The 23,204-nt window shown below is 64.5% G+C and carries 23 protein-coding genes and 1 tRNA gene; 14 read left to right on the top strand and 10 right to left on the bottom strand.

Features of this window, described 5'->3' with window-relative positions; all coding sequences use genetic code 11:
• The first annotated feature begins 72 nt into the window (after positions 1 to 72).
• A complete protein-coding gene (locus tag AC50YA_RS02140) occupies positions 73 to 1,137 on the top strand; it encodes a D-2-hydroxyacid dehydrogenase (RefSeq protein ID WP_494980724.1) in 1,065 nt (354 codons plus the stop codon).
• A gap of 237 nt (positions 1,138 to 1,374) precedes the next feature.
• On the opposite strand, the gene AC50YA_RS02135 is transcribed toward AC50YA_RS02140, so the two are convergent.
• From AC50YA_RS02135 to AC50YA_RS02105, 7 genes are all read right to left on the bottom strand, one after another.
• Complete coding sequence (locus tag AC50YA_RS02135; protein ID WP_494980723.1) at positions 1,375 to 2,724, bottom strand: MFS transporter; 1,350 nt, start codon at positions 2,722 to 2,724, stop codon at positions 1,375 to 1,377.
• A 180-nt stretch (positions 2,725 to 2,904) separates the two neighbouring features.
• Positions 2,905 to 3,702, bottom strand: a complete 798-nt coding sequence (locus AC50YA_RS02130; RefSeq protein ID WP_494980722.1) for an IclR family transcriptional regulator — start codon at positions 3,700 to 3,702, stop codon at positions 2,905 to 2,907.
• 265 nt (positions 3,703 to 3,967) lie between these two features.
• The gene (locus AC50YA_RS02125) at positions 3,968 to 4,258 is read right to left on the bottom strand and encodes a hypothetical protein (protein WP_494980721.1); all 291 of its coding nucleotides are present in this window, start codon (positions 4,256 to 4,258) and stop codon (positions 3,968 to 3,970) included.
• A 169-nt stretch (positions 4,259 to 4,427) separates the two neighbouring features.
• Positions 4,428 to 4,503 (bottom strand) — tRNA-Val (locus AC50YA_RS02120).
• A 101-nt stretch (positions 4,504 to 4,604) separates the two neighbouring features.
• The gene (locus AC50YA_RS02115; protein ID WP_494980837.1) at positions 4,605 to 5,525 is read right to left on the bottom strand and encodes an NAD-dependent protein deacetylase; all 921 of its coding nucleotides are present in this window, start codon (positions 5,523 to 5,525) and stop codon (positions 4,605 to 4,607) included.
• Positions 5,526 to 5,532: 7 nt separating this feature from the next.
• A complete protein-coding gene (locus tag AC50YA_RS02110; RefSeq protein WP_494980720.1) occupies positions 5,533 to 6,027 on the bottom strand; it encodes a peroxiredoxin in 495 nt (164 codons plus the stop codon).
• Entirely contained in the window at positions 6,024 to 6,443 is a 420-nt protein-coding gene (locus AC50YA_RS02105; RefSeq protein ID WP_111909742.1) for a DUF3052 domain-containing protein, read from the bottom strand. Before AC50YA_RS02105 ends, AC50YA_RS02110 begins: the two co-directional genes overlap by 4 nt.
• A 398-nt stretch (positions 6,444 to 6,841) precedes the next feature.
• Between AC50YA_RS02105 and aceE the strand changes: the two genes are divergently transcribed.
• The 6 genes from aceE to AC50YA_RS02075 all read left to right on the top strand — a co-directional run bounded on the left by aceE (position 6,842) and on the right by AC50YA_RS02075 (position 14,824).
• Positions 6,842 to 9,610 (top strand): pyruvate dehydrogenase (acetyl-transferring), homodimeric type, encoded by a 2,769-nt coding sequence (gene aceE / locus AC50YA_RS02100; protein ID WP_494980719.1) that lies wholly within the window; start codon positions 6,842 to 6,844, stop codon positions 9,608 to 9,610.
• Positions 9,611 to 9,785: 175 nt separating this feature from the next.
• A complete protein-coding gene (locus AC50YA_RS02095; protein ID WP_494980718.1) occupies positions 9,786 to 11,030 on the top strand; it encodes a PucR family transcriptional regulator in 1,245 nt (414 codons plus the stop codon).
• A gap of 88 nt (positions 11,031 to 11,118) precedes the next feature.
• Positions 11,119 to 12,048, top strand: coding sequence for an ACP S-malonyltransferase (locus tag AC50YA_RS02090; RefSeq protein WP_494980717.1), 930 nt, complete (start codon positions 11,119 to 11,121; stop codon positions 12,046 to 12,048).
• Entirely contained in the window at positions 12,045 to 13,106 is a 1,062-nt protein-coding gene (locus tag AC50YA_RS02085; protein WP_494980716.1) for a beta-ketoacyl-ACP synthase III, read from the top strand. Before AC50YA_RS02090 ends, AC50YA_RS02085 begins: the two co-directional genes overlap by 4 nt.
• 81 nt (positions 13,107 to 13,187) lie before the next feature.
• Positions 13,188 to 13,433 (top strand): acyl carrier protein, encoded by a 246-nt coding sequence (locus AC50YA_RS02080; RefSeq protein ID WP_009359314.1) that lies wholly within the window; start codon positions 13,188 to 13,190, stop codon positions 13,431 to 13,433.
• Positions 13,434 to 13,588: 155 nt separating this feature from the next.
• Positions 13,589 to 14,824, top strand: coding sequence for a beta-ketoacyl-[acyl-carrier-protein] synthase family protein (locus AC50YA_RS02075; RefSeq protein WP_494980715.1), 1,236 nt, complete (start codon positions 13,589 to 13,591; stop codon positions 14,822 to 14,824).
• A 148-nt stretch (positions 14,825 to 14,972) separates the two neighbouring features.
• Here AC50YA_RS02075 and AC50YA_RS02070 read toward each other — a convergent pair whose 3' ends face one another.
• From AC50YA_RS02070 to dprA, 3 genes are all read right to left on the bottom strand, one after another.
• Positions 14,973 to 15,476 carry a DUF3145 domain-containing protein gene (locus AC50YA_RS02070; protein ID WP_056349065.1) on the bottom strand — a complete coding sequence of 168 codons (504 nt, stop codon included), beginning with the start codon at positions 15,474 to 15,476 and terminating at the stop codon, positions 14,973 to 14,975.
• A 275-nt stretch (positions 15,477 to 15,751) separates the two neighbouring features.
• Positions 15,752 to 16,678, bottom strand: coding sequence for a tyrosine recombinase XerC (locus AC50YA_RS02065; RefSeq protein ID WP_494980714.1), 927 nt, complete (start codon positions 16,676 to 16,678; stop codon positions 15,752 to 15,754).
• 51 nt (positions 16,679 to 16,729) lie between these two features.
• A complete protein-coding gene (gene dprA, locus AC50YA_RS02060; RefSeq protein ID WP_494980713.1) occupies positions 16,730 to 17,914 on the bottom strand; it encodes a DNA-processing protein DprA in 1,185 nt (394 codons plus the stop codon).
• 139 nt (positions 17,915 to 18,053) lie between these two features.
• Here dprA and AC50YA_RS02055 point away from each other — a divergent pair, with 139 nt between their 5' ends.
• The 7 genes from AC50YA_RS02055 (at position 18,054) to AC50YA_RS02025 (ending at position 23,156) form a co-directional block, all read left to right on the top strand.
• The gene (locus AC50YA_RS02055) at positions 18,054 to 19,448 is read left to right on the top strand and encodes a recombinase family protein (protein WP_494980712.1); all 1,395 of its coding nucleotides are present in this window, start codon (positions 18,054 to 18,056) and stop codon (positions 19,446 to 19,448) included.
• Entirely contained in the window at positions 19,445 to 20,020 is a 576-nt protein-coding gene (locus tag AC50YA_RS02050) for a hypothetical protein (RefSeq protein WP_494980711.1), read from the top strand. Before AC50YA_RS02055 ends, AC50YA_RS02050 begins: the two co-directional genes overlap by 4 nt.
• Positions 20,021 to 20,166: 146 nt before the next feature.
• On the top strand, positions 20,167 to 20,364 hold the full coding sequence (locus AC50YA_RS02045; protein ID WP_494980836.1) for a hypothetical protein: 198 nt from the start codon (positions 20,167 to 20,169) through the stop codon (positions 20,362 to 20,364).
• Positions 20,365 to 20,644: 280 nt separating this feature from the next.
• Entirely contained in the window at positions 20,645 to 20,791 is a 147-nt protein-coding gene (locus AC50YA_RS02040; protein WP_494980710.1) for a hypothetical protein, read from the top strand.
• Entirely contained in the window at positions 20,788 to 22,197 is a 1,410-nt protein-coding gene (locus AC50YA_RS02035; RefSeq protein WP_494980709.1) for a DNA primase family protein, read from the top strand. Before AC50YA_RS02040 ends, AC50YA_RS02035 begins: the two co-directional genes overlap by 4 nt.
• A gap of 124 nt (positions 22,198 to 22,321) precedes the next feature.
• Positions 22,322 to 22,486 (top strand): hypothetical protein, encoded by a 165-nt coding sequence (locus AC50YA_RS02030; RefSeq protein WP_494980708.1) that lies wholly within the window; start codon positions 22,322 to 22,324, stop codon positions 22,484 to 22,486.
• Between the two features lie 64 nt (positions 22,487 to 22,550).
• On the top strand, positions 22,551 to 23,156 hold the full coding sequence (locus AC50YA_RS02025; RefSeq protein WP_494980707.1) for a hypothetical protein: 606 nt from the start codon (positions 22,551 to 22,553) through the stop codon (positions 23,154 to 23,156).
• Positions 23,157 to 23,204 lie beyond the last annotated feature (48 nt).

The following is a 23,204-nucleotide window of genomic DNA, read 5'->3' as shown; positions in this document are numbered from 1 at the left end:
TATAGGCCTCGACTCACATCGTTGTGTGGTTAATGAAGGGAAATCTGTCCAATATCCTAGCCGCTATTCAGTATGATGAACACTATGACGACTCTAACCACCGTCGCGATCGCCGTCCCGCTCGAAGCAGAGCTGGTGGAGCGCATCCGCGCCGTAGACCCCTCCGTAACTGTCCTCTATGAGCCAGACCTGCTTCCGCCCGAGCGTTTTCCGGCCGACCACTCCGGGGATCCGGACTTCAAACGCACTCCCGCGCAGGAGGAGCAGTACTGGGCCATGCTCAACCAGGCGCAGGTGCTGTACGGCCTGCCCAATGAAAGTCCCGCGGGCCTGGCACGCATTGCGCGCGAGAATCCGCGGCTCCAGTGGGTCCATGCGATGGCCGCCGGCGCCGGCGGTGCCGTTAAGGCATCCGGACTGGACCAGGAAACCCTCCTCAAATTCAAGGTGACTACTTCCGCCGGCGTCCACGCCCTGCCGCTGGCAGAATTCGCGGCCCTGGGGATCCTCAACGGCTTCAAGCGAAGTGCCGAGCTGGCCCAGGACCAGGCCGCCAAGGTGTGGCCCGAGCTTCGGACCCCCACCCGTCTGGTCAGCGGTTCCACGCTGGTGGTGACCGGCCTGGGCGAAATCGGCCTGGAGACGGCCCGGATCGCCCGCGCCCTGGGCATGACGGTCAGCGGCACCAAGCGGAACGTTGAGCCGATCGAAGGAATCGAGCAGGTTGCCGGCAACGACGGACTGCCCGGGCTGCTCGCCTCGGCGGACGCCGTCGTCAATACCCTGCCGGGGACGCCGTACACGGAAAGGCTGTTCAACCGTGAGGTGTTTGCCGCGATGAATCCGGGAACGGTGTTTGTGAACGTCGGCCGCGGCAACGTGGTGGACGAGGACGCCCTGCTGGAGGCCCTGGACAACGGCCAGGTCTCCTACGCCTGCCTCGACGTCTTCGCCGTGGAACCCCTCCCTGCGGACAGCCCGCTGTGGAACCACCCCAAGGTCATGGTGTCGCCGCACACCTCGGCGCTCAGCGCAGCGGAGAACCGCCTCATCGCGGAGCGCTTCTGCAGCAACCTGCGCACGTTCCTCAACGGCGGCGACCTCCCCCATCTCGTGGACCCGGTCCACTTCTACTAACGGACAGCCCCCCGGCCCGCAGCACAGAGCCCCTGCCGTGGATCCTGGAAACAGGAATCCGCAGCAGGGGCTCTTTTGTGTCAGCGTCGTGTCGGCGGTTGTGTCGGCGGCTATCTCGACGTCCAGCCGGGGAACAACCAGCCGGGTGGCACCGGGAACGCGCATCTGGCGTGGGCATTAACGCAGGAAGGCGGCCTCCCCATCCAGGGGAGGCCGCCTATTGCGTGAGTGGAGTGCCTAGCTGGCATCCTCCACCAGGAGCAGGTCCCGGCCGTTGGTTTCCGGGGTGAAGAAGGTGGTGCCGAAGGAGATCAGCGCCAGGACCAGTGAGTAGATGGCGGGAACGAGCCAGGAGTGGCCGGTCGCAGCCAGCAGCGCTACACCGATCATGGGTGCGAATCCGCCGGCCAGGACGGCGGAGAGTTCACGGCTCAGCGCTACGCCGGTGAACCGGTGCTGGGAGCCGAAGAGTTCCGGGAGCATGGCACACTGCGGACCCAGCATGGACTGCACCCCGAGCGAAATGCCCACCACCATGACCACCCAGACGAGGGTGACATTGCCAAGCGTGACCAGATAGAAGGCCGGCAGGGCGATGACAGCCTGGAAGAGGGCGCCGTAGCGGTACACCGGAACGCGGCCGAAGCGGTCGGACAGGGCGCCGAAGGTGACCACCATGACCGCTGCGAATCCGGCGGCGATGAGGAGGCCGGCGGGGCCGATGAACTTGTCGCCGGCGAAGATTCCGGCGGGCATGCTGATGAAGGACACCAGGAGGGCGGAGTAAATGGAGGAGTTTCCGTTTTCACCCATGCGCAGGCCGATGCCGATGAGCACGTTCTTCTTTGAGTGCTTCCAGATCTGCACCACGGGGTTCTTGACCACGGCCTTGTGTTTTTCCAGTTCCTGGAAGACCGGCGTTTCCTTAAGCCGGAGCCGGATGAAGACCGCGATGACAATCAGGATGACACTCGCCAGGAACGGAACGCGCCACAGCCAGCCCTGCAGCACTTCCTTGTCGGCCAGTGCCATCAGTGCGAAGGTGCCTGCGCCGAGCAGGGTGCCCAGCTGGATGCCGACGAACGGCAGTGCGGCAAAGAAACCACGACGGCGGCGCGGGGCCACTTCTGAAATCAGGGTGGTGGCGCCTGCCTGCTCGGCACCGGCGCCCAGGCCCTGGAGGATTCGAAGGGCCACCAGGAGCACCGCGCCGACCATTCCGGCCTGTTCAAAGGTGGGCAGCAGCCCGATGGCGAAGCTGGCCATGCCCATCAGGCCGATGGTCAGGATCAGGACCATCTTCCGTCCGAACCGGTCGCCGATGTAGCCGAAGACGACGCCGCCGAACGGCCGGGCCGCGAAGCCCACACCGTAGGTGGCGAACGACGCGATCACCGCGCCGCTTTCCCCCAGCGGTGAGAAGAAGAGCGGTCCAAAGATCAAGGCCGAGGCGAGGCCGTAGATGTAGAAGTCGTAGTACTCCAGTGCGGACCCTACTGAACTGGCAAGAGTTGCCCTTCGCAGCTGCTCCGGATCGACGGCGGCGCCGTCCACGTCGGTCTGCGGTGATTTAGTACGAGTTGTCACAAGAACTCCCTCAAAAACACTCCAGGCCCCCGTTGGCCTGGTGGGATAGCGAGGACACCCCGTGGCGTCGATCACTATATTGAACAGAGTACAGCAAGTTGAACACGTAGCAAGTGGTCGGCGGATATTTTGTTCACAACCGGGGTTATGAACGTAAATAGCGCCGCCCGGGCGCGGCACTCAGCCCATAGGGTTGCCCAAGGACCGCGCCAGTTCGTTCAGTTCCTTGACCATCCGGGAACCCTGTTCCTCGGAGTATGTGGCCTTCAGTGCCGTGACTGACAAACCAAGGCTCGGGCCATGGGCGCCGCGCGTCGGGACCGAGACGGCCAGGCAGACTACTCCCGTAGTGGATTCCTCATCTTCGAACGCATAGCCCAGTTCACGGATGGTGGTCAGCTGGGCCTTCAACTCGGCCCCGCTGCGGAGGGACTTGGGGGTCAGCACCGGAAGCTCGGCATCATCGGAAAACATTGCCTCGATGTCGTGGTCATGAAGGCGGGCAATCAGGGCTTTGCCCACGGCACACAGTGACACTGGCATCTTGTCGCCGATGTTGGACGTCAGGCGGACCGCCGGATGCCCCTCGTAGCGGGCCAGATAGATCACGTTGATTCCGTCCAGCATGGCGATGCGTACTGTCTCCCCGGAAAGGGTGGGCGCCTGCTCGCAGAACTTGTAGAACTCCTGCACCTCGTCGAGCCGGCTGAGATATGCGGCACCGAGTTCCACGAGCTTGCGGCCCAGCGTGAATTCGGCGCCCTGGCGGCTGATCAGCCTGGCTTCTTCCAACGCCAGCAACAGGTTGGAGGTGGACGACTTGGGGATTCCCAGCTCGCGGGCCAGGTCGCTCAGTGTCAGCCTTCCGGTAGCAGAGGCTGCCAGCGCGTCCATAACGGCGGCGGCACGCGTGACCGCCGGCGCGGGCGATGTGCTCCCCAAACCCTCAGAGGAGCGGGGGGTGCGGGAATCGGCCATGATTCTCCTTCGATCGGCACGCCGGGGCGCTTCGCGTAGATGCGTTCATTCTGCTGAACACTAAACATCATAATGGCTTAGCGGCGATTCAGGGCCCGAGGCAAGGCGCGTTCCGCCGCGCCACGCAACCCCGTTCGCGTGGCATTTGTTTGTTTCAGGAAGTTCACGGTATATTCATTTCAGACCCTCCACCGCGGCATCCCCCAATAGTCGCGGTGGAGGGTTTTCCAATGCCTAAATGTCGTCTTGGCATCTGCCGCCGGGTTCAGGCAACATCCGCCGCGGATTCCCGCAGCTTCCAGCCGCCACCAAGGCCGTCGCGCTCCAGCATCATGGTGGTCAGTGCGGAGTGCGGATTGCCGCCCAGCCGCACCTGGACCTGCAACACCTCAACATCCACGCGGCCAAGCCCTTTGGGCATACGGCGCTGCGCCTCCCACCAGCTCACACGTTCAAACCATCTCACCGAGTCGGCACCGACTGCCCATTCCCTGCCGTTGCTGACTACCGCCGTCGGGCTGCCGTCCCTGGACGTCTTCACCACCACATATTCCATAGCGGGAACACTAGGGACTGCCACCGACAATATGGCGCCATTTCTGATCCGCCAGCCTGCGTTTGAAGCTGGCGACCTTAAGTGTGCTGCCGACCCTACGCCCTGAACCGCGCAGGGCAACAAAAACCCCGCCGTCCCAGCCGCTGGGGCCAGGAACAACGGGGTGTGGTGGTGGGTCCTACCGGGATCGAACCGATGACATCCACGGTGTAAACGTGGCGCTCTACCAGCTGAGCTAAAGACCCATACTGCCAGCTTTTCGCACCTCAGCGCGTCAACCAACGAACATAAACTCTACCTGACGGGCGGGACGAAAAGCCAATCGACACACTCGGCCCCGCACGGATCAAAGAACGGGGAGTTCGACGGCGAGCCAGGTCATTGCCTCGCTGACGCCTGCGTGGAGCTTGATGGCGGCGTACTGGTCGCCCCGGGTATCGCCCCTGTTGATGATCACTACAGGCTTGCGGTCCTTCGCCGCGTACCGGACGAAGCGCAGTCCGCTCATCACAGTCAGCGATGATCCCGCAACAAGCAAAGCAGCGGCGCTGTCCACCATCGCGTAGGCGTCTTCCACGCGCTCCCTGGGCACATTCTCGCCGAAGTAGACAAAGTCAGGCTTGAGCATTCCGCCACAAGCGGGGCAGGCAGCAACCACAAAACCGCTGATCAGCGCTGTGTCCTCAACAGTGGCGTCGGCGTCGGGCGCCACTTCCACCAAGCCGGACGCGGTGGCGCGCGCCAGGAAGCCGGGATTCAGTTCCTCGAGCACCCCGGCCAGCAGGTGGCGTGTGTAGGTGCGTTTGCAATCCAGGCACACCACCCGGTCATAACGGCCGTGGAGGTCAATGACATTCCGGCTGCCAGCGTCTTCATGCAGCCGGTCCACGTTCTGCGTGATCAGCCCGGTAAGAAGTCCCCGCCGCTCCAGTTCTGCCGCCGCACGGTGCCCAGCGTTTGGATCTGCGTGCCGCAAGTGGGACCAGCCGATGTGATTCCGCGCCCAATAGCGCTGGCGGTTGGCGGCGTCGCGCACAAACTCCTGGTAAGTCATGGGCGAACGTGGAACGGCGCCCGGCCCACGGTAATCCGGAATGCCCGAGTCGGTACTCAGACCTGCGCCGGTCAGCAGCGCCAGCCGCTTGCCGGACAACAACTCCCGGACCCGTTCCAGCCCTTGAAGGTCCGCACTGGACAGAGCAGCGGGGTCAGCGGCCGGCAGGCTGGCGAAGCCCGTCAGGCCGATACCGTGCCGCTGCTGGTCCATGCCGGCGTCAGGCCTGTTCCAGACCTGCCAGAGCATCCTGGTACTCGGCGAGCTCGCGGGCCTGCCCACGCGGATTCACCACAACGTAGCGGATTGTTCCGGCTGCATCGATGATGAACGTCCCGCGCCCAGCCATACCGCTCTCCGGGTCGAAGACACCGTACGCGGTAGCGACAGCGCCGTGCGGCCAGAAGTCGGCCAGGAGATCAAAGCCGTAGCCTTCCTTCTCGGCATAGGCCCGCAGGCTGAACTTGCTGTCCACGGACACTGCCAGGACGGTGGCCCCGGCATCCTCGAACGCGGCCAGGTTGTCCCGGATCTCGCAGAGCTCGCCGGTGCAGACACCCGAAAATGCAAACGGATAAAACACCAGCACAACGTTCTGACCGCGGAAAGAGGACAACCGGACTGGTTCTCCGAACTGGTTCACCAGCTCAAAGTCCGGGGCAAGCTCCCCCACCGCCGGAACAGTCTGCCCGGCTACGGCAAGAGCTGCCGTCACTTGTTCTTCCTGCTGACCAGACGGGTGGCGCTCCAGTCCTTCGACACACCTGCTGAGGTGGTGAGGTGCAGGCCCGCAGTGGGCGCCGCTTCCTGGATTTCCGCCGGCGACACATACCCGGTGCGCCCGGACTTTGGCGTCAACACCCAGACAACCCCGTTTTCACTCAGGGTAGTCAGGGAATCCATGAGGGTATCGACCAGATCCCCGTCGCCGTCCCGCCACCAAAAAATGACGGCGTCAACAACGTCGTGGTCGTCCTCGTCCAGGAGCTCGGACCCTGTCAGGTCCTCAATATCATCACGTAAGTCGAAATCGACGTCGTCGTCGTAACCGAACTCCTGAATCAGATCCCCGTTTTTGAAACCCAATTTTTCCGCCACATTTACCGAAGTGGCGGCGTCGGCCTCGCTCACGTGTTCCTCCAATGCCTAATACATGCAGTGCGCATAGTGATTTCCATTACTCCCAGCCAACACCCTTTGTGCCTGCGCTTCAAGCTGCCACCACCGCGATCCGCCATATTCTGCGTCACATCCGGCACCGTCAGCCTGCGTTGCAGCGGCTTTCGTCACACAACCAGTATGACGGCGAAATACAACCGGGACGCCATGGACGCGGCTACGCATCGCGCTGGAGTCACAGCTAGAGTGACTGGTGACAACTATGCCTGCGGGGCGACCGCCTGGAACTCAATGGCAGACATAGGCGTGATAGGACCCTGCCCGGCGCACATGACCGGGCTGTTGTAACCGATACGTCGCACACGTCGCATTCATGCCGGACAGTCACCCTGCCCGGTATGTGGGCGCCGATGCATGCGCGCAAAGAGAGGTTGGACGTGGCTGCAGGAGAAGATACCTCCCATATCCTCAGCGGGTTGACAAACCAGCTGCCCGATCGTGATCCGGAAGAGACCGCCGAATGGCTGGAGTCCCTGGATACGCTGATTCAGGAACAGGGCACGGAACGTGCCCAATACATCATGCGGAGCCTGCTCCAGCGCGCCGGCGCCCAGAGCGTGGGCGTGCCGATGGTGACCACTACGGACTACGTGAACACCATCCCGGTGGACCAGGAAGCTCCGTTCCCCGGCAACGAGGAGTTCGAGCGCCGGTACCGGGCGTACATGCGCTGGAACGCCGCCATCATGGTGCACCGGGCGCAGCGGGCCAACATCGGCGTGGGCGGACACATCTCCACCTACGCCGGCGCAGCCACCCTGTATGAAGTCGGCTTCAACCACTTCTTCCGCGGCAAGGACCACCCCGGCGGCGGTGACCAGGTCTTCTTCCAGGGCCACGCCTCCCCCGGCATGTACGCCCGCGCGTTCATGGAAGGCCGGCTGTCCGAGGAGGACCTGGACGGATTCCGGCAGGAAAAGTCCAAGGAAGGCCACGCGCTCTCCTCCTACCCGCACCCGCGCCTGATGCCGGACTTCTGGGAATTCCCCACGGTGTCCATGGGCATCGGCCCGATGAACGCGATCTACCAGGCCCAGTCCAACCGGTACCTGCACAACCGCGGCCTGAAGGACACCTCGGACCAGCAGGTCTGGGCGTTTCTGGGCGACGGCGAAATGGACGAGCCCGAGTCCCGCGGCCTGCTCCAGCTCGCCGCGAACGAGAACCTCGACAACCTGAACTTCGTGATCAACTGCAACCTCCAGCGCCTGGACGGTCCCGTCCGTGGCAATGGCAAGATCATGCAGGAACTCGAAGCGTTCTTCCGCGGCGCGGGCTGGAACGTCATCAAGGTCGTCTGGGGCCGGGAGTGGGATGACCTGCTCTCCAAGGACTCCGACGGCTCGCTCGTGAAGATCATGAACGAGACCCCGGACGGCGACTACCAGACCTACAAGGCAGAGTCCGGCGGATTCGTCCGCGAGCACTTCTTCGGCAAGACCCCGCAGACCAAGGACATGGTCGCGGACCTCTCCGATGACGAGATCTGGAACCTCAAACGCGGCGGCCACGACTACAACAAGGTCCACGCCGCCTATAAGGCAGCCACCGAATTCAAGGGCAAGCCCACCGTGATCCTGGCCAAAACGGTCAAGGGCTACGGACTCGGACCCCACTTCGAGGGCCGCAACGCGACCCACCAGATGAAAAAGCTCACCCTGGACGACCTGAAGAAGTTCCGCGACCACCTGCGGATCCCGGTCACCGACGAGCAGCTGGAGAAGGACCCGTACCGGCCTCCGTACTACCACCCGGGCACCGATGCGCCGGAGATCCAGTACATGATGGAACGCCGGGCCCAGCTGGGCGGTTCTGTTCCTGAGCGCCGCTCCAAGCACCAGAAGCTCGCCCTCCCCGAAGCAAAAACGTACGAGGTCGCCAAGCGCGGGTCCGGCAAGCAGCAGGCCGCCACCACCATGGCGTTTGTCCGGCTCCTCAAGGACCTCATGCGGGACAAGAACTTCGGCAAGCACATCGCGCCGATCGTCCCCGATGAGGCCCGCACGTTCGGCATGGACGCGTTCTTCCCCACGGCGAAGATCTACAACCCCAAGGGCCAGAACTACCTGTCCGTGGACCGGGACCTGGTCCTCGCGTACAAGGAATCGGCCCAGGGCCAGCTGATCCACCCCGGCATCAATGAGGCAGGCGCCGTCGCGGCTTTCACCGCTGCCGGAACTTCCTACGCCACCCACGGTGTACCGCTGATCCCGGTGTACGTGTTCTACTCCATGTTCGGCTTCCAGCGCACCGGCGACGCCTTCTGGGCCGCCGGGGACCAGATGGCCCGCGGCTTCATCATCGGCGCCACCGCCGGCCGGACCACCCTGACCGGCGAAGGCCTCCAGCACGCCGACGGCCACTCGCCGCTGCTGGCCTCCACGAACCCGGCAGTGGTCACCTACGACCCTGCCTACGGGTACGAGATGGGCCACATCATCCGGGACGGCATCGAGCGCATGTACGGGCCCGATTCCGCTGACCGGAACCTCATGTACTACATCACGGTCTACAACGAGCCGATCTTCCAGCCCGCGGAACCCGAGGAGCTCGACGTTGAAGGTGTCCTCAAGGGCATCTACCTCCTGGCTCCGGCGAAGATCGACGGTCCACGGACCCAGATCCTGGCCTCCGGCGTCTCGGTCCCCTGGGCCATCGAAGCCCAGCGCATCCTCGCGGAGGACTGGGGCGTCTCCGCCGACGTCTGGTCCGTCACGTCCTGGACCGAACTGCGCCGCGACGGCATGGCCGCGGAGGAAGAGGCGTTCCTGAACCCGGGCAAGCCCGCCCGTGTTCCGTTTGTGACCCAGCAGCTCGCGGGTGCAACCGGCCCCGTCGTGGCAGTCTCGGACTACATGAAGGCCGTCCCGGATCAGATCCGCCAGTTTGTGCCGAACGAGTTCGCCACCCTCGGAGCGGATGGCTTCGGCTTCTCGGACACTCGCGCAGCTGCCCGCCGCTTCTTCAAGAACGACACCCACTCCATCGTGGTCCGTTCCCTGGAACTGCTGGCGCGCCGCGGCGAAGTTGATGCCCAGACCCCGGCCCAGGCCATCGAGAAGTACCGGCTGCACAACGTCAACGCCGGGACCACCGGCGGCGCCGGAGGCGAGTCCTGATCAACTCCTGCTGACAGCGGAAATGAACGACGACGGCGACCCTCACCGAAAGGCGAGGGTCGCCGTCGTCGTTCGCTTGCGTTTCTGGACAGGAGACCGCCTGTGATGCAGGTCCAACACCGTTGTAGCCTTTGCACAAATGGAGCTTGCCGGGCAGGCACCGTATGCTCGAAGGATGCCAGAGCCAACCACCCCGCCCGTGAAGCGCAAGCCGTCCTCGCGCAGCATGACACCGGAGAAATCCGAAACCCTGAAAAAGCTCCGGGCAAGCGTGGGCCAGCTCTCCACCACCACCCTTCGCCAGCTGGAGAAATCGCTGCCGTGGTATTCCCGGCTCAGCTCCGATGAGCGCTCGGCGCTGGGCATGGTGGCGCAAAACGGCATCGCAGCGTTTGTCACCTGGTACGAGCGGCCCAGCTCGCCGTCGTGGATCCTCTCCGACGTCTTTGGGACGGCCCCCACGGAGCTGACGCGCTCCATCAGCCTCCAGAAGGCGCTTCAGCTCATCCGGATCGTGGTTGAGGTGGTGGAGGACCAGGTGCCCGTCATCGCACCCGAAGCGGACCAGACCTCGCTCCGCGAAGCCGTACTACGGTACTCGCGGGAAGTGGCTTTCGCCGCCGCAGACGTGTATGCGAGGGCAGCCGAATCCCGCGGGTCCTGGGACACACGCCTGGAAGCGCTGATCGTGGACGCCATCCTGCGCGGCGAAAACACCGACGCGTTGCGCTCCAGGATCGCCGCGTTGGGCTGGAAGGCCCAGGAACGGTTCACTGTGATGGTGGGCAATTCGCCGTCAGAACCCAGCGCCAGCTATGTCAGCGAACTGCGCCGCCTGGCAGGCCGCTATGCCGAGGACGCGTTGGTGGGCATCCAGGGCGACAGGCTGATCCTGATCCTTGGCGGCGTCCAGGACCGCGAGACGGCGTACCTGAAGCTCAGCGAAATGTTCGCCCCGGGACCCGTGGTCTACGGCCCGGAAGCCGGTTCCCTGCTGGAGGCCAGCGGATCAGCACAGTCGGCCTTTGCCGGCCTGACCGCCGCGAGGGCCTGGCCCGCCGCTCCCCGGCCCGTGGCCGCCGATGACCTGTTGCCGGAACGCGTCATCTCCGGTGACGAAGCGGCGCGCCGTTCCCTGGTGAAGAACATTTACCGTCCGCTTGTCGCTGCCTCCAACGGGCTGGTGGAGACCCTGGGCACCTACCTGGAGCTGGGCCATTCCCTGGAGGCCACTGCCCGCGAATTGTTTGTCCACGCCAACACTGTCAGGTACCGGCTTAAGCGCGTCTGCGACGTCACCGGCTGGGATCCGCTCCTCCCCCGGGAGGCGTTTGTGCTGCAGGCGGCGCTGGTAGTCGGGCGGCTTTCGGCACCGCCAAAAGCGCCGACCGAACGTCATCCGGCGCGGAATCAGCCCTGAGTCGTTGTAGACTTCCTACAATCTGACCCCTTGAGCTTGGTGCAGAAATACACCGCTGGATGACCCCGAAATTTGGAAAGCTGGATACGTGCTTGCAATAGTCTGCCCTGGACAGGGCTCACAGACCCCGGGTTTCCTGGCCCCCTGGCTGGAACTGCCTTCGGCAGCAGGCCATCTGGCCTCCCTCAGTGAGATCGCAGGCATCGACCTGACAGCCCACGGGACCACTTCGGACGAAGAAACCATCAAGGACACCGCCGTTGCGCAGCCCCTGATTGTTGCCGCCGGGCTGGTCGCCGCAAAGTCCCTGTTCGACGTCGAACTCGGCACCCTTCCTGTGATCCTTGCCGGACATTCCGTGGGCGAAATCACCGCCTCGGCCCTCGCCGGTGTGCTCACCGAGCAGGAAGCCATGACGTTCGTCCGTGAACGCGCCAACAGCATGGCCGCCGCCGCTGCCGTGACGCCCACCGGAATGAGTGCCGTCGTGGGCGGCGACCCTGCAGAGGTCCTGGCTGCCATCGAGGCTTCCGGCGCGACGCCGGCCAATGTCAACGGAGCGGGCCAGACCGTGGCGGCCGGAACCTTCGAACAGCTCAAGGCCCTGGCGGACAACCCGCCGGCCAAGGCGCGCGTCATCCCGCTGAAGGTGGCCGGAGCGTTCCACACCTCGCACATGTCCTCCGCCGTGAGCGCCCTCGAGGCGCTGAAGCCGGGCCTTAAGCCGCAGAAGCCGCAGGTGCCGCTGCTCTCCAACTTTGACGGCCGGGAAGTGACCGACGGCGACGCCGCCGTCGAGAGCCTCATCGCGCAGGTCTCCCGGCCGGTCCGCTGGGATCTCTGCATGGAAACTCTTGTGCAGCGTGGCGTCACCGGTGTCATTGAGCTGGCCCCGGCCGGAACCCTGGCCGGGCTCGCCAAGCGCGGCATGCCCGGCGTCAAGACCGTTGCAGTCAAAACCCCGGACGACCTCACGGCCGCACTGGCACTCTTCGCAGAATTGGAGGGAAATGCATGAGCGTTCCCACGCTGAAACAGGTTCCCGTAAACGAATACAGCCGCATCCTCGGCCTCGGGGCATTCCGGCCTGACGTTATCGTCACCAACGACGACGTCTGCCAGTGGATTGATTCCTCGGACGAATGGATCCGCCAGCGGACCGGCATCGTGACCCGTCACCGGGCCGCCGCCGACGTCAGCGTCATCGACATGGCAGAGGGCGCCGCCCGGGAGGCCCTGCAGAAAGCAGGCATCGAAGCCTCCCAACTGGGCGCCGTCATCGTTTCCACCGTCACCCACCCGTACGCCACGCCGTCGGCCGCTGCCGCCCTGGCTGACCGGATCGGCGCGACGCCGGCGCCAGCCTTCGACATTTCGGCCGCCTGCGCCGGGTACTGCTACGGCATCGCCCAGGCAGATGCCTTGGTCCGTGCCGGTACCGCCACCTACGTGCTGGTGGTTGGCGCGGAAAAGCTTTCCGACGTCATCGATAACCGGGAACGCACCATTTCCTTCCTGTTGGGCGACGGTGCGGGCGCTGTTGTCATCGGCCCTTCGGACACTCCCGGCATCGGACCGTCGGTGTGGGGTTCGGACGGCAGCAAGTGGGACGCCATCGGCATGACGCGTTCCATCCTGGATGTACGCGACCTCAGCATGGCCGCCCGCCAGTCCGACGAATCGGGCGACTTTGCCCTGCTCGAAGAGGCGCAGGAGCTCTACCCCACCCTGCGCCAGGACGGCCAGACGGTCTTCCGCTGGGCGGTCTGGGAAATGGCGAAGATGGCACAGCAAGCAATGGACGTCGCAGGCGTCCAGGCTGAAGACCTTGTCGCGTTTATTCCCCACCAGGCCAACATGCGGATCATCGACGAAATGGTCAAGAAACTCAAGCTTCCCGAATCCGTTACCGTGGCCCGGGACATCACCGACGCCGGGAACACCTCGGCAGCCTCCATCCCCTTGGCCACCCACCGCCTGCTCCAGGAAAACCCTGGGCTCAGCGGCGGCCTCGCACTCCAGATCGGCTTCGGCGCCGGGCTGGTCTTCGGCGCCCAGGTAATCGTCCTTCCTTAGGAACGCCCCACACAGGCCGCATCCGCGGACTGCACCGTTTCCGGCACCCCCTGCCGGCAATAACAAGAAAAGGAGCCATCAATGGCTAGCAACGAAGAGATCCTGGCCGGCTTGGCTGAAATCGTCAACGAAGAAACCGGCCTTGCCCCCGAGGCTGTGGAACTGGACAAGTCCTTCACCGAGGACCTGGACATCGACTCCATCTCCATGATGACCATCGTGGTCAACGCCGAAGAGAAGTTCGGCGTGCGTATCCCGGACGAAGAGGTCAAGAACCTCAAGACCGTGGGCGACGCCGTCAGCTTCATCGCCGGCGCACAGGCCTAGCCAAGGCTTCAGCCCCTTACGGCTGACTGGGCTGCCGGTCCGTGCTCAGGCCGGACCGGCAGCCCACCTTATTTATTCGGCAGCCAGCTGCCCCACACGCGGGACCCCGCCGGAGTTTACCGGATACGGCCTGCCCACCGACAGAGAGTGATCCAATGACACGCAAAGTAGTCATTACCGGTCTGGGTGCCACCACGCCCATCGGCGGCGACGTACCTACCATGTGGAACAACGCGCTGAAGGGGGTCTCCGGTGCCCGCACGCTGGAAGACGAATGGGTTGCCAAATACGAGCTGCCGGTCCACTTTGCCGCCCGCTGTTCCACCCCGGCCCTGGAGGTCCTGGGCCGTGTCGAAGCCAAGCGGATGGACCCGTCCACTCAGTTCGGCGTTATCGCTTCCCGTGAAGCCTGGGCCGATTCGGGCATCACGGAAATTGACCACGACCGCCTCGCGGTCGCCTTCGCCACCGGCATCGGTGGCGTCTGGACGCTGCTGGATGCGTGGGACACGCTGAAGGAAAAGGGTCCTCGCCGCGTCCTCCCCATGACCGTTCCCATGCTGATGCCCAACGGCGTCGCAGCAGCCGTCAGCCTTGACCTGGGCGCCCGTGCCGGCGCCCACACCCCTGTTTCTGCCTGCGCGTCCGGCACCGAAGCCCTTCACCTGGGCCTGGAGCTGATCCGCTCCGGCAAGGCCGACGTGGTGATGTGCGGCGGCGCGGAAGCTGCCATCCACCCCATGCCGCTGGCCGCGTTCGCCTCCATGCAGGCGCTCTCCCGCCGCAACGACGACCCCCAGGGAGCCTCCCGCCCCTACGACCTGGGCCGCGACGGCTTTGTGATGGGCGAAGGCGCCGGTGCCCTGGTCCTTGAGGCCGAGGAGCATGCCCTCGCCCGCGGCGCCCGTATCTACGGTGAGCTGGCAGGCACGTCCGTGACCGCGGACGCGTATCACATCACCGCCCCGGACCCCCAGGGCCTGGGCGCTACCCGCGCGCTCAAGGCAGCCATGTTCGACGGCCGGATCCAGGCCGAGGACGTTGTCCACGTCAACGCGCACGCCACCTCCACCCCCGTCGGTGACAAGCCCGAGTACACGGCGCTCCGTGCCGCCCTGGGGAACCACCTAGACAACGTTGCGGTGTCCGCCACCAAGTCGCAGATGGGCCACCTGCTGGGTGCATCCGGCGCCGTGGAGGCAGTGCTCACTGTCCTGGCCGTATACCACCGCAAAGCTCCGGTCACGATCAACCTCGAGAACCAGGATCCCGAGATCCCGCTCGACGTCGTCACGTCGGCCCGGGAGCTGCCGGCTGCCGACGTTGTGGCGCTGAGCAACTCGTTCGGCTTCGGCGGCCACAACGCCGTGATCGCGATCCGCAGCATCTAGCAGCCGCGCGGCACCAGCAAGTACCGCAGACAAACGGAGAGGCCTCGCCATATGGCGGGGCCTCTCCGTTTGCTATGTAGCGCCGCTTTCCAATCCTGCACGGCTTTTGCCAGGACAGACGTCCTGAAGTATGACGGCGTGACGGCGGTCAGCCCACCTGGTGCAGCCAGCGGACCGGAGCGCCCTCGGCTGCGTGGCGGAAAGGCTCGAGTTCTTCGTCCCAGGCCTCACCCAGGGCCAGCGAGAGTTCGTGGTACACGGCAGAAGGATCGCCGGCGCCCGATTCGTAGGCGTACCGGATGCGGTCCTCTGAGACCATGATGTTTCCGTGGACATCCGTCGTGGCGTGGAATATTCCGAGTTCGGGTGTGTGTGACCAGCGGCCGCCATCAACGCCCTGGCTCGGCTCTTCGGTGACCTCGTAGCGAAGATGGGCCCAGCCGCGCAGTGAGGAAGCCAGCAGCGATCCGGTGCCCGGGGTTCCCGTCCAGGAAAGCTCGGCGCGGAACATTCCGGGCGCGGCAGGCTGAGGCGTCCACTCAAGATCCGTCCGCTTGTCCACGACGGATCCAATGGCCCACTCAACGTGCGGGCACAGTGCTGTAGGGGCTGAGTGAACAAACAGCACACCGCGGGTCATTGCAACAGACATTCCATCCTCCATAGCTGTAGGTACGTCTTCCCCAACGACCTCTGCCTGGATGAAACTGCCCGGTGCTGTAAGGTCCAGCGGCGGTGTTCCCTGCCTGATTATTAAGCTGTGTCCGGACTTGAGGTGCCGCGCGAAGCAAAAGAGCTTCAAGCGAAACTTGAAAGTTGCCGGACGTGACTCTTATTGTGCCGTACGCCGCGTAATTACGCCAGTGCGATTCGCCACACGTGACATGGTCCAGGATTTGCCGGTCCTCGGCGGGAATCCGACGGCGCTCAGGCCCGGGGATGTGCCTGCTGGTAGCTGCTCCGGAGCCGCTCAACGGACACATGTGTGTAGATCTGCGTGGTGGCGAGGCTGCTGTGGCCCAGGATTTCCTGGACCGCACGAAGATCCGCGCCGCCATCGAGCAGGTGCGTTGCCGCGGAATGCCTCAGCGCGTGCGGGCCGGTTGCTGACGTGTCTCCCAGGGCTTCGAAGAGGGCATTCACCACGGTCCTGACCTGGCGCTGGTCAACGCGGTTTCCTCTGGCGCCCAGGAATAGTGCCGGTCCGCTGTGCCCCGTAACCAGGAGCGGCCTGCCCCTGCGGAGCCAATCGTCGACAGCGAGTGCAGCCGGGACGCCGTAGGGCACCGTCCGCTCCTTGTTGCCCTTCCCGACCACCCGCAGCGTCCGGCGGTCCGGGTTGAGATCGTCCACATCCAATGCAGCCAACTCCCCCACCCGCAGCCCGGTGGCGTACAGGAGCTCCACCATGGCCCGGTCGCGGACCCTAACCGGTGACCCGTCAGTCGCGGCTTCCTCCAGCCTGTTCAGCAGCCTGAGGAGCTGTTGGGACTGCAGCACCCCGGGCAGGGACTTTTCAGCTTTGGGAGCCCTGAGACGGAGTGCAGGGTCGGTCACGATGAGTTCTTCCCGCACGGCCCACGTGGTGAAGGATCGTGATGTAGCCGATCTCCGTGCAAGGGTGGCCCGGGACATGCCCGCCTGGCTCTGCGCCCCCAGCCAGCGCCGGAGAGTGCCCAGCTCCAGGCCTGGCAGATCCGTAATGCCCTCGGCGGCGGCGTATTCCAGGAGGCTTCGAAGATCGGACACGTATGCCCGAAGCGTATGCCCGGACCGGGCCCGCTCGGCTGTCAGGTATCTGCCGAAGCCGGCAAGGGCCTGCTCAAACGCCCGGGGCAGTTCCTGATTCTCCACTGTTCCACTGTCCCAGAATTCCGCGCGGAATCCCCTGCCGGACACAGGCAACTACACTGATTCCTTGGCCCGTTTCCAGCCGCCCCTTTCGGAGACTGCGAGCCCCAGCAGGCCTAGCCTGCCCAATCCAGCCCGCACCGATTCCGCGCTGAGGCCTGCAACTGCGCAGAGCTTTTCCACGGACGTGGTGGACCGCAGCGGCAGGGCATCAAGAAGGATCAGGTCCTCCAAGGTCAGTCCGTCATGGTCGGCCGCAGGCGCGGTTCGGGGCTCCGCAAGCCCCACACCGCTTGGCGAGGCCAGCTCGGCGATCTCCGCGGCGTCAGTCACGCAGACAGCGCCGCCATCCCGGAGCAGCCGGTGGCAGCCAGCTGAGTTGGCGCTTTGCACGGACCCCGGAACGGCTCCGACCGCCCGGCCAAGCGCCTCCGCGTGGTGGGCCGTATTCAGCGCACCGGATCGCCAACGGGCTTCAACCACCACCGTCACAGCGGCCAAGGCCGCGATAAGTCTGTTCCGCTGGAGAAAGCGGTAGCGGGTGGGCGCCGAACCCGGCGGCACCTCGGCGAGTACCGCTCCTTGGTTGCAGACCGCCCGCAGGAGCTCATCGTTGCCGGACGGGTAGAACCGGTCCACACCACCTGCCATCACCGCGATGGTAGGAACGGCCGCTGATCCCCCGGCCAGCGCTGCCCGGTGCGCGTGGGCGTCGATGCCGTACGCGCCCCCGGAAACCACAGTGAAGCCCCGCTGGGCCAGCGAGTAGGCAAGGTCCCCGGTCACCGAGGCGCCGTAGCTGGTGCTGTCGCGGGACCCCACCATCGCCACGCTCCGTGCCGGACCGGGAAGCTCCTGTTCCAGGCCCCGCCACCACAGACAGATGGGCTCCTGCATACCAAGGTCACCGAGCTGGGCAGGCCAGAGATCATCCGAGGGGATAATCAGCCGGCCGCCAAGGCGTGCCATGGTGGCCAGGTCACGCTCGGGCGCCAGATCGGGAATGCGGGGAGCCCAGCGTTTGAGGGAGGCAGCCATCCCGGCCCAGCTGGTACCTGCGCCGTCGTCCGCCAGCAGTCCAGTGATCTCCCGCTCCAGCGCCGGCCCGGCGGCCGCCTGGCCGGTGGCGATCTTCAAGGCGTCGAGTGCGCCGGCGGCCTGCACGAGGGCCAGTCCGGCAGCATCCTGCGGTTCCATGAGCCGCGACAGGGCGGCCCGGGCGATCCGTTCGTTGTCCATGTGGATTCTTCCTTCACGCAGCTGCCGAAGCAGCTTGCCGGAGGCCCAGGGCCTGACCGATGTCGTTGGTGTCGGGCCTGTCGCGGTGCGACAGGTCCGCCAGGGTCCAGGCAAGCACGTGGATGCTATAGTTGCATATGTGAAGGCAATCATTTATCTACGCATCAGCGAAGACCGCACCGGCCAGGAGCTAGGCGTCACCCGCCAGCTCGAAGACTGCACGCGCAAGGCATCCGAGCGCGGCCTGGAAATCCTCAAGGTGGAAACCGACAATGACATCAGCGCGTACAGCGGCAAGCGCCGCCGCGGCTTCGAGGCCATCCTAGACGCCGTAAACACCGGCACCGCCCAAGTAGTCATTGCGTACTCACTGGACAGGTTGCAGCGTAACCGCCGCGACGAGGTTCGACTGTATGAGGCCTGCCGGGACAAAGGCGCCCAGCTCGCCCTGGTAAACGGCGCTGACCTCGACTTTTCAACAGCCGGTGGGCGGTTCCTCGCCGACTCTCTCGGTAGTGTCGCCCGTATGGAAGTAGAGATGAAGTCCGACCGGCAGCGCCGCGCCGCAGAGCAGGCCGCATCGGCAGGGAAACGCCAAGGCGGGCGCCGGCCCTTCGGCTACGACCAGGACGGCATCACGGTACGCCCCGCGGAGGCTGCAGCCGTCGCCGCGGGATTCCATGACTTCCTCGCCGGTATCCCTGTTGCCGAGATAGCCCGCCGCTGGAACTCTGACGGCTTTGTGACAGGCCAGGCCCGGCAAGGAATCAACGCCGGCCAACCCTCGCCGTGGACTCGGTCCAGTGTCCGCGACGTACTGGGCAACCCCCGGTACATGGGCAAGCGAGCGCACAAGGGCGAAATTGTCGCCGATGCAGTATGGCCCGCACTTGTTCCCGAAGAGACATGGCAGGCAGCCCAGGGCATCCTGGCCCACCGCGCCGGGCATCGGTCCCCGGCCGCAGCGAAGCAGCTCCTTTCCGGGATCGGCCGTTGTGGTGTGTGTGGTGGTGGCATCCATGCCGGCGCATCGGCCCGCCCGGGGATCCGCGGTTACCGCTGCGCCGCCACTACGGGCCATTTCTCCCGCGTCGCCGCACCCGTAGAGGAATACGTCTCCCAGGTCATCACAGCCCGCCTGTCCCTGCCAGACGCCGCCCACCTCCTCACGGACACGGAACGCCCTGACCTGCCCCAGCTCCGCACCGAGGCCACCGCACTCCGGCAGCGCCTAAACACCCTCGCAACTGACTTTGCGGAGGGCGACCTGACAGCCCAGCAGCTCCGAGCCGCGACGGCCCGCATCAAGGAAAAGCTGACCGCCGCCGAGTCCGCCATGGCAGACGCCGGCCGCGTGAACCTCCTAGGCCCGCTAATCAACACCAGCGACGTCCGCGCCGCCTGGGACGCCATGCACACCAGCCAGCGCCGCGCCGTCATCGACATACTGGCAACCGTGACCGTCCATCCGCCAGGGCGCGGAGCCCGGATCTTCAACCCTGAAACCGTCACTATCGAATGGAAGACAGTATGAGCTGGGAATGGGACAGGGGAAGAACGGGCCGTGATCCGTTTTCGTGGGGAAATAAGGACGGGTCTCAAGAGTTCGGCCAGTTGGTCGACTACGCCGAAACGCGGGAAACAGAAGACTCCGAAATCGAGCGACTGAGAAGCGACCCCGCGATACTTGCGATGGTCTCAAAGCGTGTCAAGAAATCCATCGGGCGCACGGCCGACATCCCCATCCGGTGCGGTACGAGGCTTGAGGGCAAGAGTCTTGCGTTCGGCATCGTGAGCGGCAGAGTTGAACTGGTCATGATCGTCCATGCGAATCCCGCATTCACGGATGCCGTCACGCAGGAATTCCGCCTGACGGGCGAAGATACGGTAAATGTGCCGATGCAGTTTCCCTGCGTCTGTGAGGCTGCGCCGCCCACGCCGCCAGCGCCGGGCGGGGAACCCAACCCAGGCCGTCGTATTGCCTGGATGTCGGCCATGGCCAAGCGCCAAGGATCCAGAAGGACTCGCCTCTGGCTGTACCGGGCTGCTCTAGCTGCGCTCGCCAGTGACACGCGGAAGCGGCCAGTCGTGCAGTTGCATACCTAGACTTATTGTTGTGGTACGTTTATTGGACATGGTTGCGGAAGCCTAGGATTCCGTCATACAGGGCCCCAAAAGGGGAAGTAGCCTAGAAGCTCCCAGTGAAATGCATCTCACGATGCTCTCACTAGGGAGTTTTTCTTTTGTCCCAGATGCTCAAAGCCCGAAGCGCAGTAGGGGTAGCGGTCCGCCGCGGTGACCCGGAAGCCGAGGCATTAGCCCGCCGTGATCTAGCGGCCGCAAAAATCGAATCCTACGTAGCCAAAGTGGTGGCAGAAGCCCCGCCGCTCTCCCCCGAGCAACGAGACAGACTCGCCATGCTCTTCCGCCCCATCGGCGGTGCCGCTTGACGCAGGCACGAGAAAGCCGCCCAGGTGGGGGAACCCGGACGGCTGAAATCTCTAGGGGAGATAACCAGAGCATATCAGCGGACGCCGACGATACGACGGCGGCCGCACTGGTTACCGGCGTGCATGTCGTGGTTGTGGAGACCCCGGCCGGTAAGTACCGCCGCCGTTGCTATTTCAATTTGCCAGGAGCGCAAAAGGCAGCTGACAAAGCCGTCATGGCAGGACACTCCGCTCACGTCATCTTGTGCCGGCTGGTGCCCGTTGCAAGCGGTGCAGACCTGTGACCGATGACGAGATCCGCGAATTCATGGCCGATGCCCCGGACGTGCGCACCATTGCACGGCGGGCTGGTGACTGGATCGGCGTCATGGTCCACCGTGCGTCCCCGGAATCCTGCTACGTGCCGATGGCCGGTGGTAGCCGATGACAACAATTCCTGACTACTTCCGGGCTGACGCGTTCGACGACGTAGCCACTACCGATGACATCACGGCTGAAGGGGAGAAGCACCGCGGGCAGGCCCGCATGGCCTACCGTCTCGCAGCTGCCTACAGTTCCCGCCTCATGTACGTCCGCGGCATCGGCTGGCACGTCTGGGATGGGCTGCGGTGGGCTGAGGATGAGAAGGACACCGCGAAGAATGCGGTTCTAGACGTGCTGCGCCGGGCCCTGGCTGACTCCATCGAGGACAAGGAGCTGCGTTCCGATGTGCGAAAGTGCGAATCATCTGCGGGCATTTCCGGCGTCCTGGATATCGCCTCAGCACTGCCGGCGCTCCGGGCCGCGATTGCTGACCTGGACTCAGACCCGTTCCTTTTGAACTGCGCCAATGGGACGCTCGACCTCCGCACCCGCGAACTGCGGGGACATTCCCCGGCTGACCGAATTACCCGCGTCACCCGCGGTTCCTACAACATGATGTGCGACCGGGCCCACTGGAACACGTTCCTTGGATCCGTCCTGCCAGACAAAGACGAGCGGGAATACCTACAGCGCGTCATAGGCCAGAGCGTTTACGGCAGCGTGCGGGAACACCTGTTCCCCGTCCTGACCGGCACCGGATCAAACGGCAAGGGGACCGCCTACGGGGCGATAACCAACGCGATGGGGGATTACGCCACCATCATCAATCCAGACATCCTGATGACCTCAGAGCGGGGCGGCGGAGGCCCGGAAATGATGACCCTGCTAGGCGCCCGGCTGGTTATCGGCTCCGAGACGGAAGAGGGCCGGCAGCTCGACGCGGCCACCATGAAGCGCCTGACCGGCGGCGATGAACTCACCGCCCGGCGGCTCTACCAAGAGCCCGTGAAGTGGTCCCCGACTCACCAGCTCGTGTACGTGACCAACCACCTGCCCAAGGTCAAAGGCAATGACCCGGCAGTGTGGCGCCGCGTCCGAGTGATCCCGTTCGACATCGTGGTAGCCGACGACCAGCGGGACCCCGAACTGCCGGAAAAGCTCAAGCACTCCGCGGACGCGATTCTGACATGGGCGGTAGAGGGCTGGTACGCCTACGAAGATCTAGGCGGAATGCATGAGCCGGCATCAGTAGTGAACGCAACGGATAACTACCAGACCGAATCCGACGCCGTAAAGCGATTCATCCAAGCCGAGTGCATCACCGGGCCTTACGTCCACGCCAAGACTCGAGAGTTGTTCCACGCCTGGACATCATGGGTAGCCGCAGACGGCGCGGATCCGCTCAAGGAAACGCCGTTCGCCAAGGAACTGGACAGGCTCGGCTACGCGGCCAAGCGGACGACGGCCGGAATGGTCCGTCAGGGGCTCGGATTACGCGCTGACGACGACCAAAACGAAGGGGACATGTAGGGTCATGCACCCCTTTTGCAAACTCTCTCATGAGCAGGGATATAGAAAAGTTCCCGAAAGGGCTACATCACCCTACATTGAGCCCCCAAAAACCCCGGAAACACGCGGAAAAGGAGAAAGCAGCATGAGCGCCAAGCCCCAGCTAACATCCGCCAACGGCACCCCAGAGGAACCACTGCCGGAATCCCCGGTACTCACCGCCCGCGAAGACGATATTCCCCACCGCGTCCGCCGTGTCATCCGGTCCTTCACCGATCACGGGCCCGAAGGAATGGAGCCCTGCTCATGAGCACGGTCACCACCGAACCCACCCCAACCGGGCAGCGGCCCACCACCGAAAAGGACAGCAAATAATGGGCAGTCAGCCAGGTATCGCCGGATCAAATTTTCCGGGCGAGGACGCAATGGGTCGCAGGGTCAAAGACCTTGAGCGGCAGATGCAGCAAGTCATGGCAACAAACCCGCTGGCAACCGCGGGTATCAAAGCGGTAGCGGGCGGGTTTACGGTCACGGGCTCAATGGGTCTTCCCGCCGGCATCATCGGGGACGCCGCCCTTGCTAACCCGCTTCAGATCGGCACGGCAAGCAACGGGATTTCCAACTACGCCATCACCACCACATCAACAGTCCGGGCTTTCGTGACCTTGACCGTCCCGGCCGGCTTTACTCAGGCAGTCATAATAGCCAACGCAACGGCCATGGGCACGAATAGCGGCGCCGCCGCGGATTACCTCTATGTGGCCGCTGTGGTGCAGACCGTCAACGGCGGAGAGCTCTACACTTCCGCCCCCGCCGGATTAGGCGCCGGGCTAGCCTCCCCGTTCAACACCACGCTTACCGGCCTGTCAGGCGGGCAGACCATCACGGTAGGTGTCGCCACCCGTGTCGGATCCAGCACATGGGCAGCCGCCGCAGCCAATCAGGCCAGCATTGCCGCCACTGCCCTTTACCTGAAGTAGGAGATAGACCATGACCACTCAGACGCCCGAACCCACCGCCCCGACACC

It is taken from the genome of Pseudarthrobacter sp. RHLT3-21 (assembly GCF_059383495.1).
The sequence above is the reverse complement of the archived record's forward strand: the minus strand, read 5'-3'. Positions and strand labels throughout refer to the sequence as shown.

What these genes read in the sequence shown, in the direction of transcription:
- AC50YA_RS02140 (WP_494980724.1), top strand. Translation starts at nt 73, where the DNA reads ATGATGAACACTATGACGACTCTAACCACCGTCGCGATCGCCGTCCCG.
- AC50YA_RS02130 (WP_494980722.1), bottom strand. Translation starts at nt 3,702, where the DNA reads ATGGCCGATTCCCGCACCCCCCGCTCCTCTGAGGGTTTGGGGAGCACA.
- AC50YA_RS02125 (WP_494980721.1), bottom strand. Translation starts at nt 4,258, where the DNA reads ATGGAATATGTGGTGGTGAAGACGTCCAGGGACGGCAGCCCGACGGCG.
- AC50YA_RS02115 (WP_494980837.1), bottom strand. Translation starts at nt 5,525, where the DNA reads ATGGACCAGCAGCGGCACGGTATCGGCCTGACGGGCTTCGCCAGCCTG.
- aceE (WP_494980719.1), top strand. Translation starts at nt 6,842, where the DNA reads ATGCATGCGCGCAAAGAGAGGTTGGACGTGGCTGCAGGAGAAGATACC.
- AC50YA_RS02095 (WP_494980718.1), top strand. Translation starts at nt 9,786, where the DNA reads ATGCCAGAGCCAACCACCCCGCCCGTGAAGCGCAAGCCGTCCTCGCGC.
- AC50YA_RS02085 (WP_494980716.1), top strand. Translation starts at nt 12,045, where the DNA reads ATGAGCGTTCCCACGCTGAAACAGGTTCCCGTAAACGAATACAGCCGC.
- AC50YA_RS02080 (WP_009359314.1), top strand. Translation starts at nt 13,188, where the DNA reads ATGGCTAGCAACGAAGAGATCCTGGCCGGCTTGGCTGAAATCGTCAAC.
- AC50YA_RS02075 (WP_494980715.1), top strand. Translation starts at nt 13,589, where the DNA reads ATGACACGCAAAGTAGTCATTACCGGTCTGGGTGCCACCACGCCCATC.
- AC50YA_RS02070 (WP_056349065.1), bottom strand. Translation starts at nt 15,476, where the DNA reads ATGTCTGTTGCAATGACCCGCGGTGTGCTGTTTGTTCACTCAGCCCCT.
- dprA (WP_494980713.1), bottom strand. Translation starts at nt 17,914, where the DNA reads ATGGACAACGAACGGATCGCCCGGGCCGCCCTGTCGCGGCTCATGGAA.
- AC50YA_RS02050 (WP_494980711.1), top strand. Translation starts at nt 19,445, where the DNA reads ATGAGCTGGGAATGGGACAGGGGAAGAACGGGCCGTGATCCGTTTTCG.
- AC50YA_RS02045 (WP_494980836.1), top strand. Translation starts at nt 20,167, where the DNA reads ATGCTCAAAGCCCGAAGCGCAGTAGGGGTAGCGGTCCGCCGCGGTGAC.
- AC50YA_RS02035 (WP_494980709.1), top strand. Translation starts at nt 20,788, where the DNA reads ATGACAACAATTCCTGACTACTTCCGGGCTGACGCGTTCGACGACGTA.
- AC50YA_RS02030 (WP_494980708.1), top strand. Translation starts at nt 22,322, where the DNA reads ATGAGCGCCAAGCCCCAGCTAACATCCGCCAACGGCACCCCAGAGGAA.
- AC50YA_RS02025 (WP_494980707.1), top strand. Translation starts at nt 22,551, where the DNA reads ATGGGCAGTCAGCCAGGTATCGCCGGATCAAATTTTCCGGGCGAGGAC.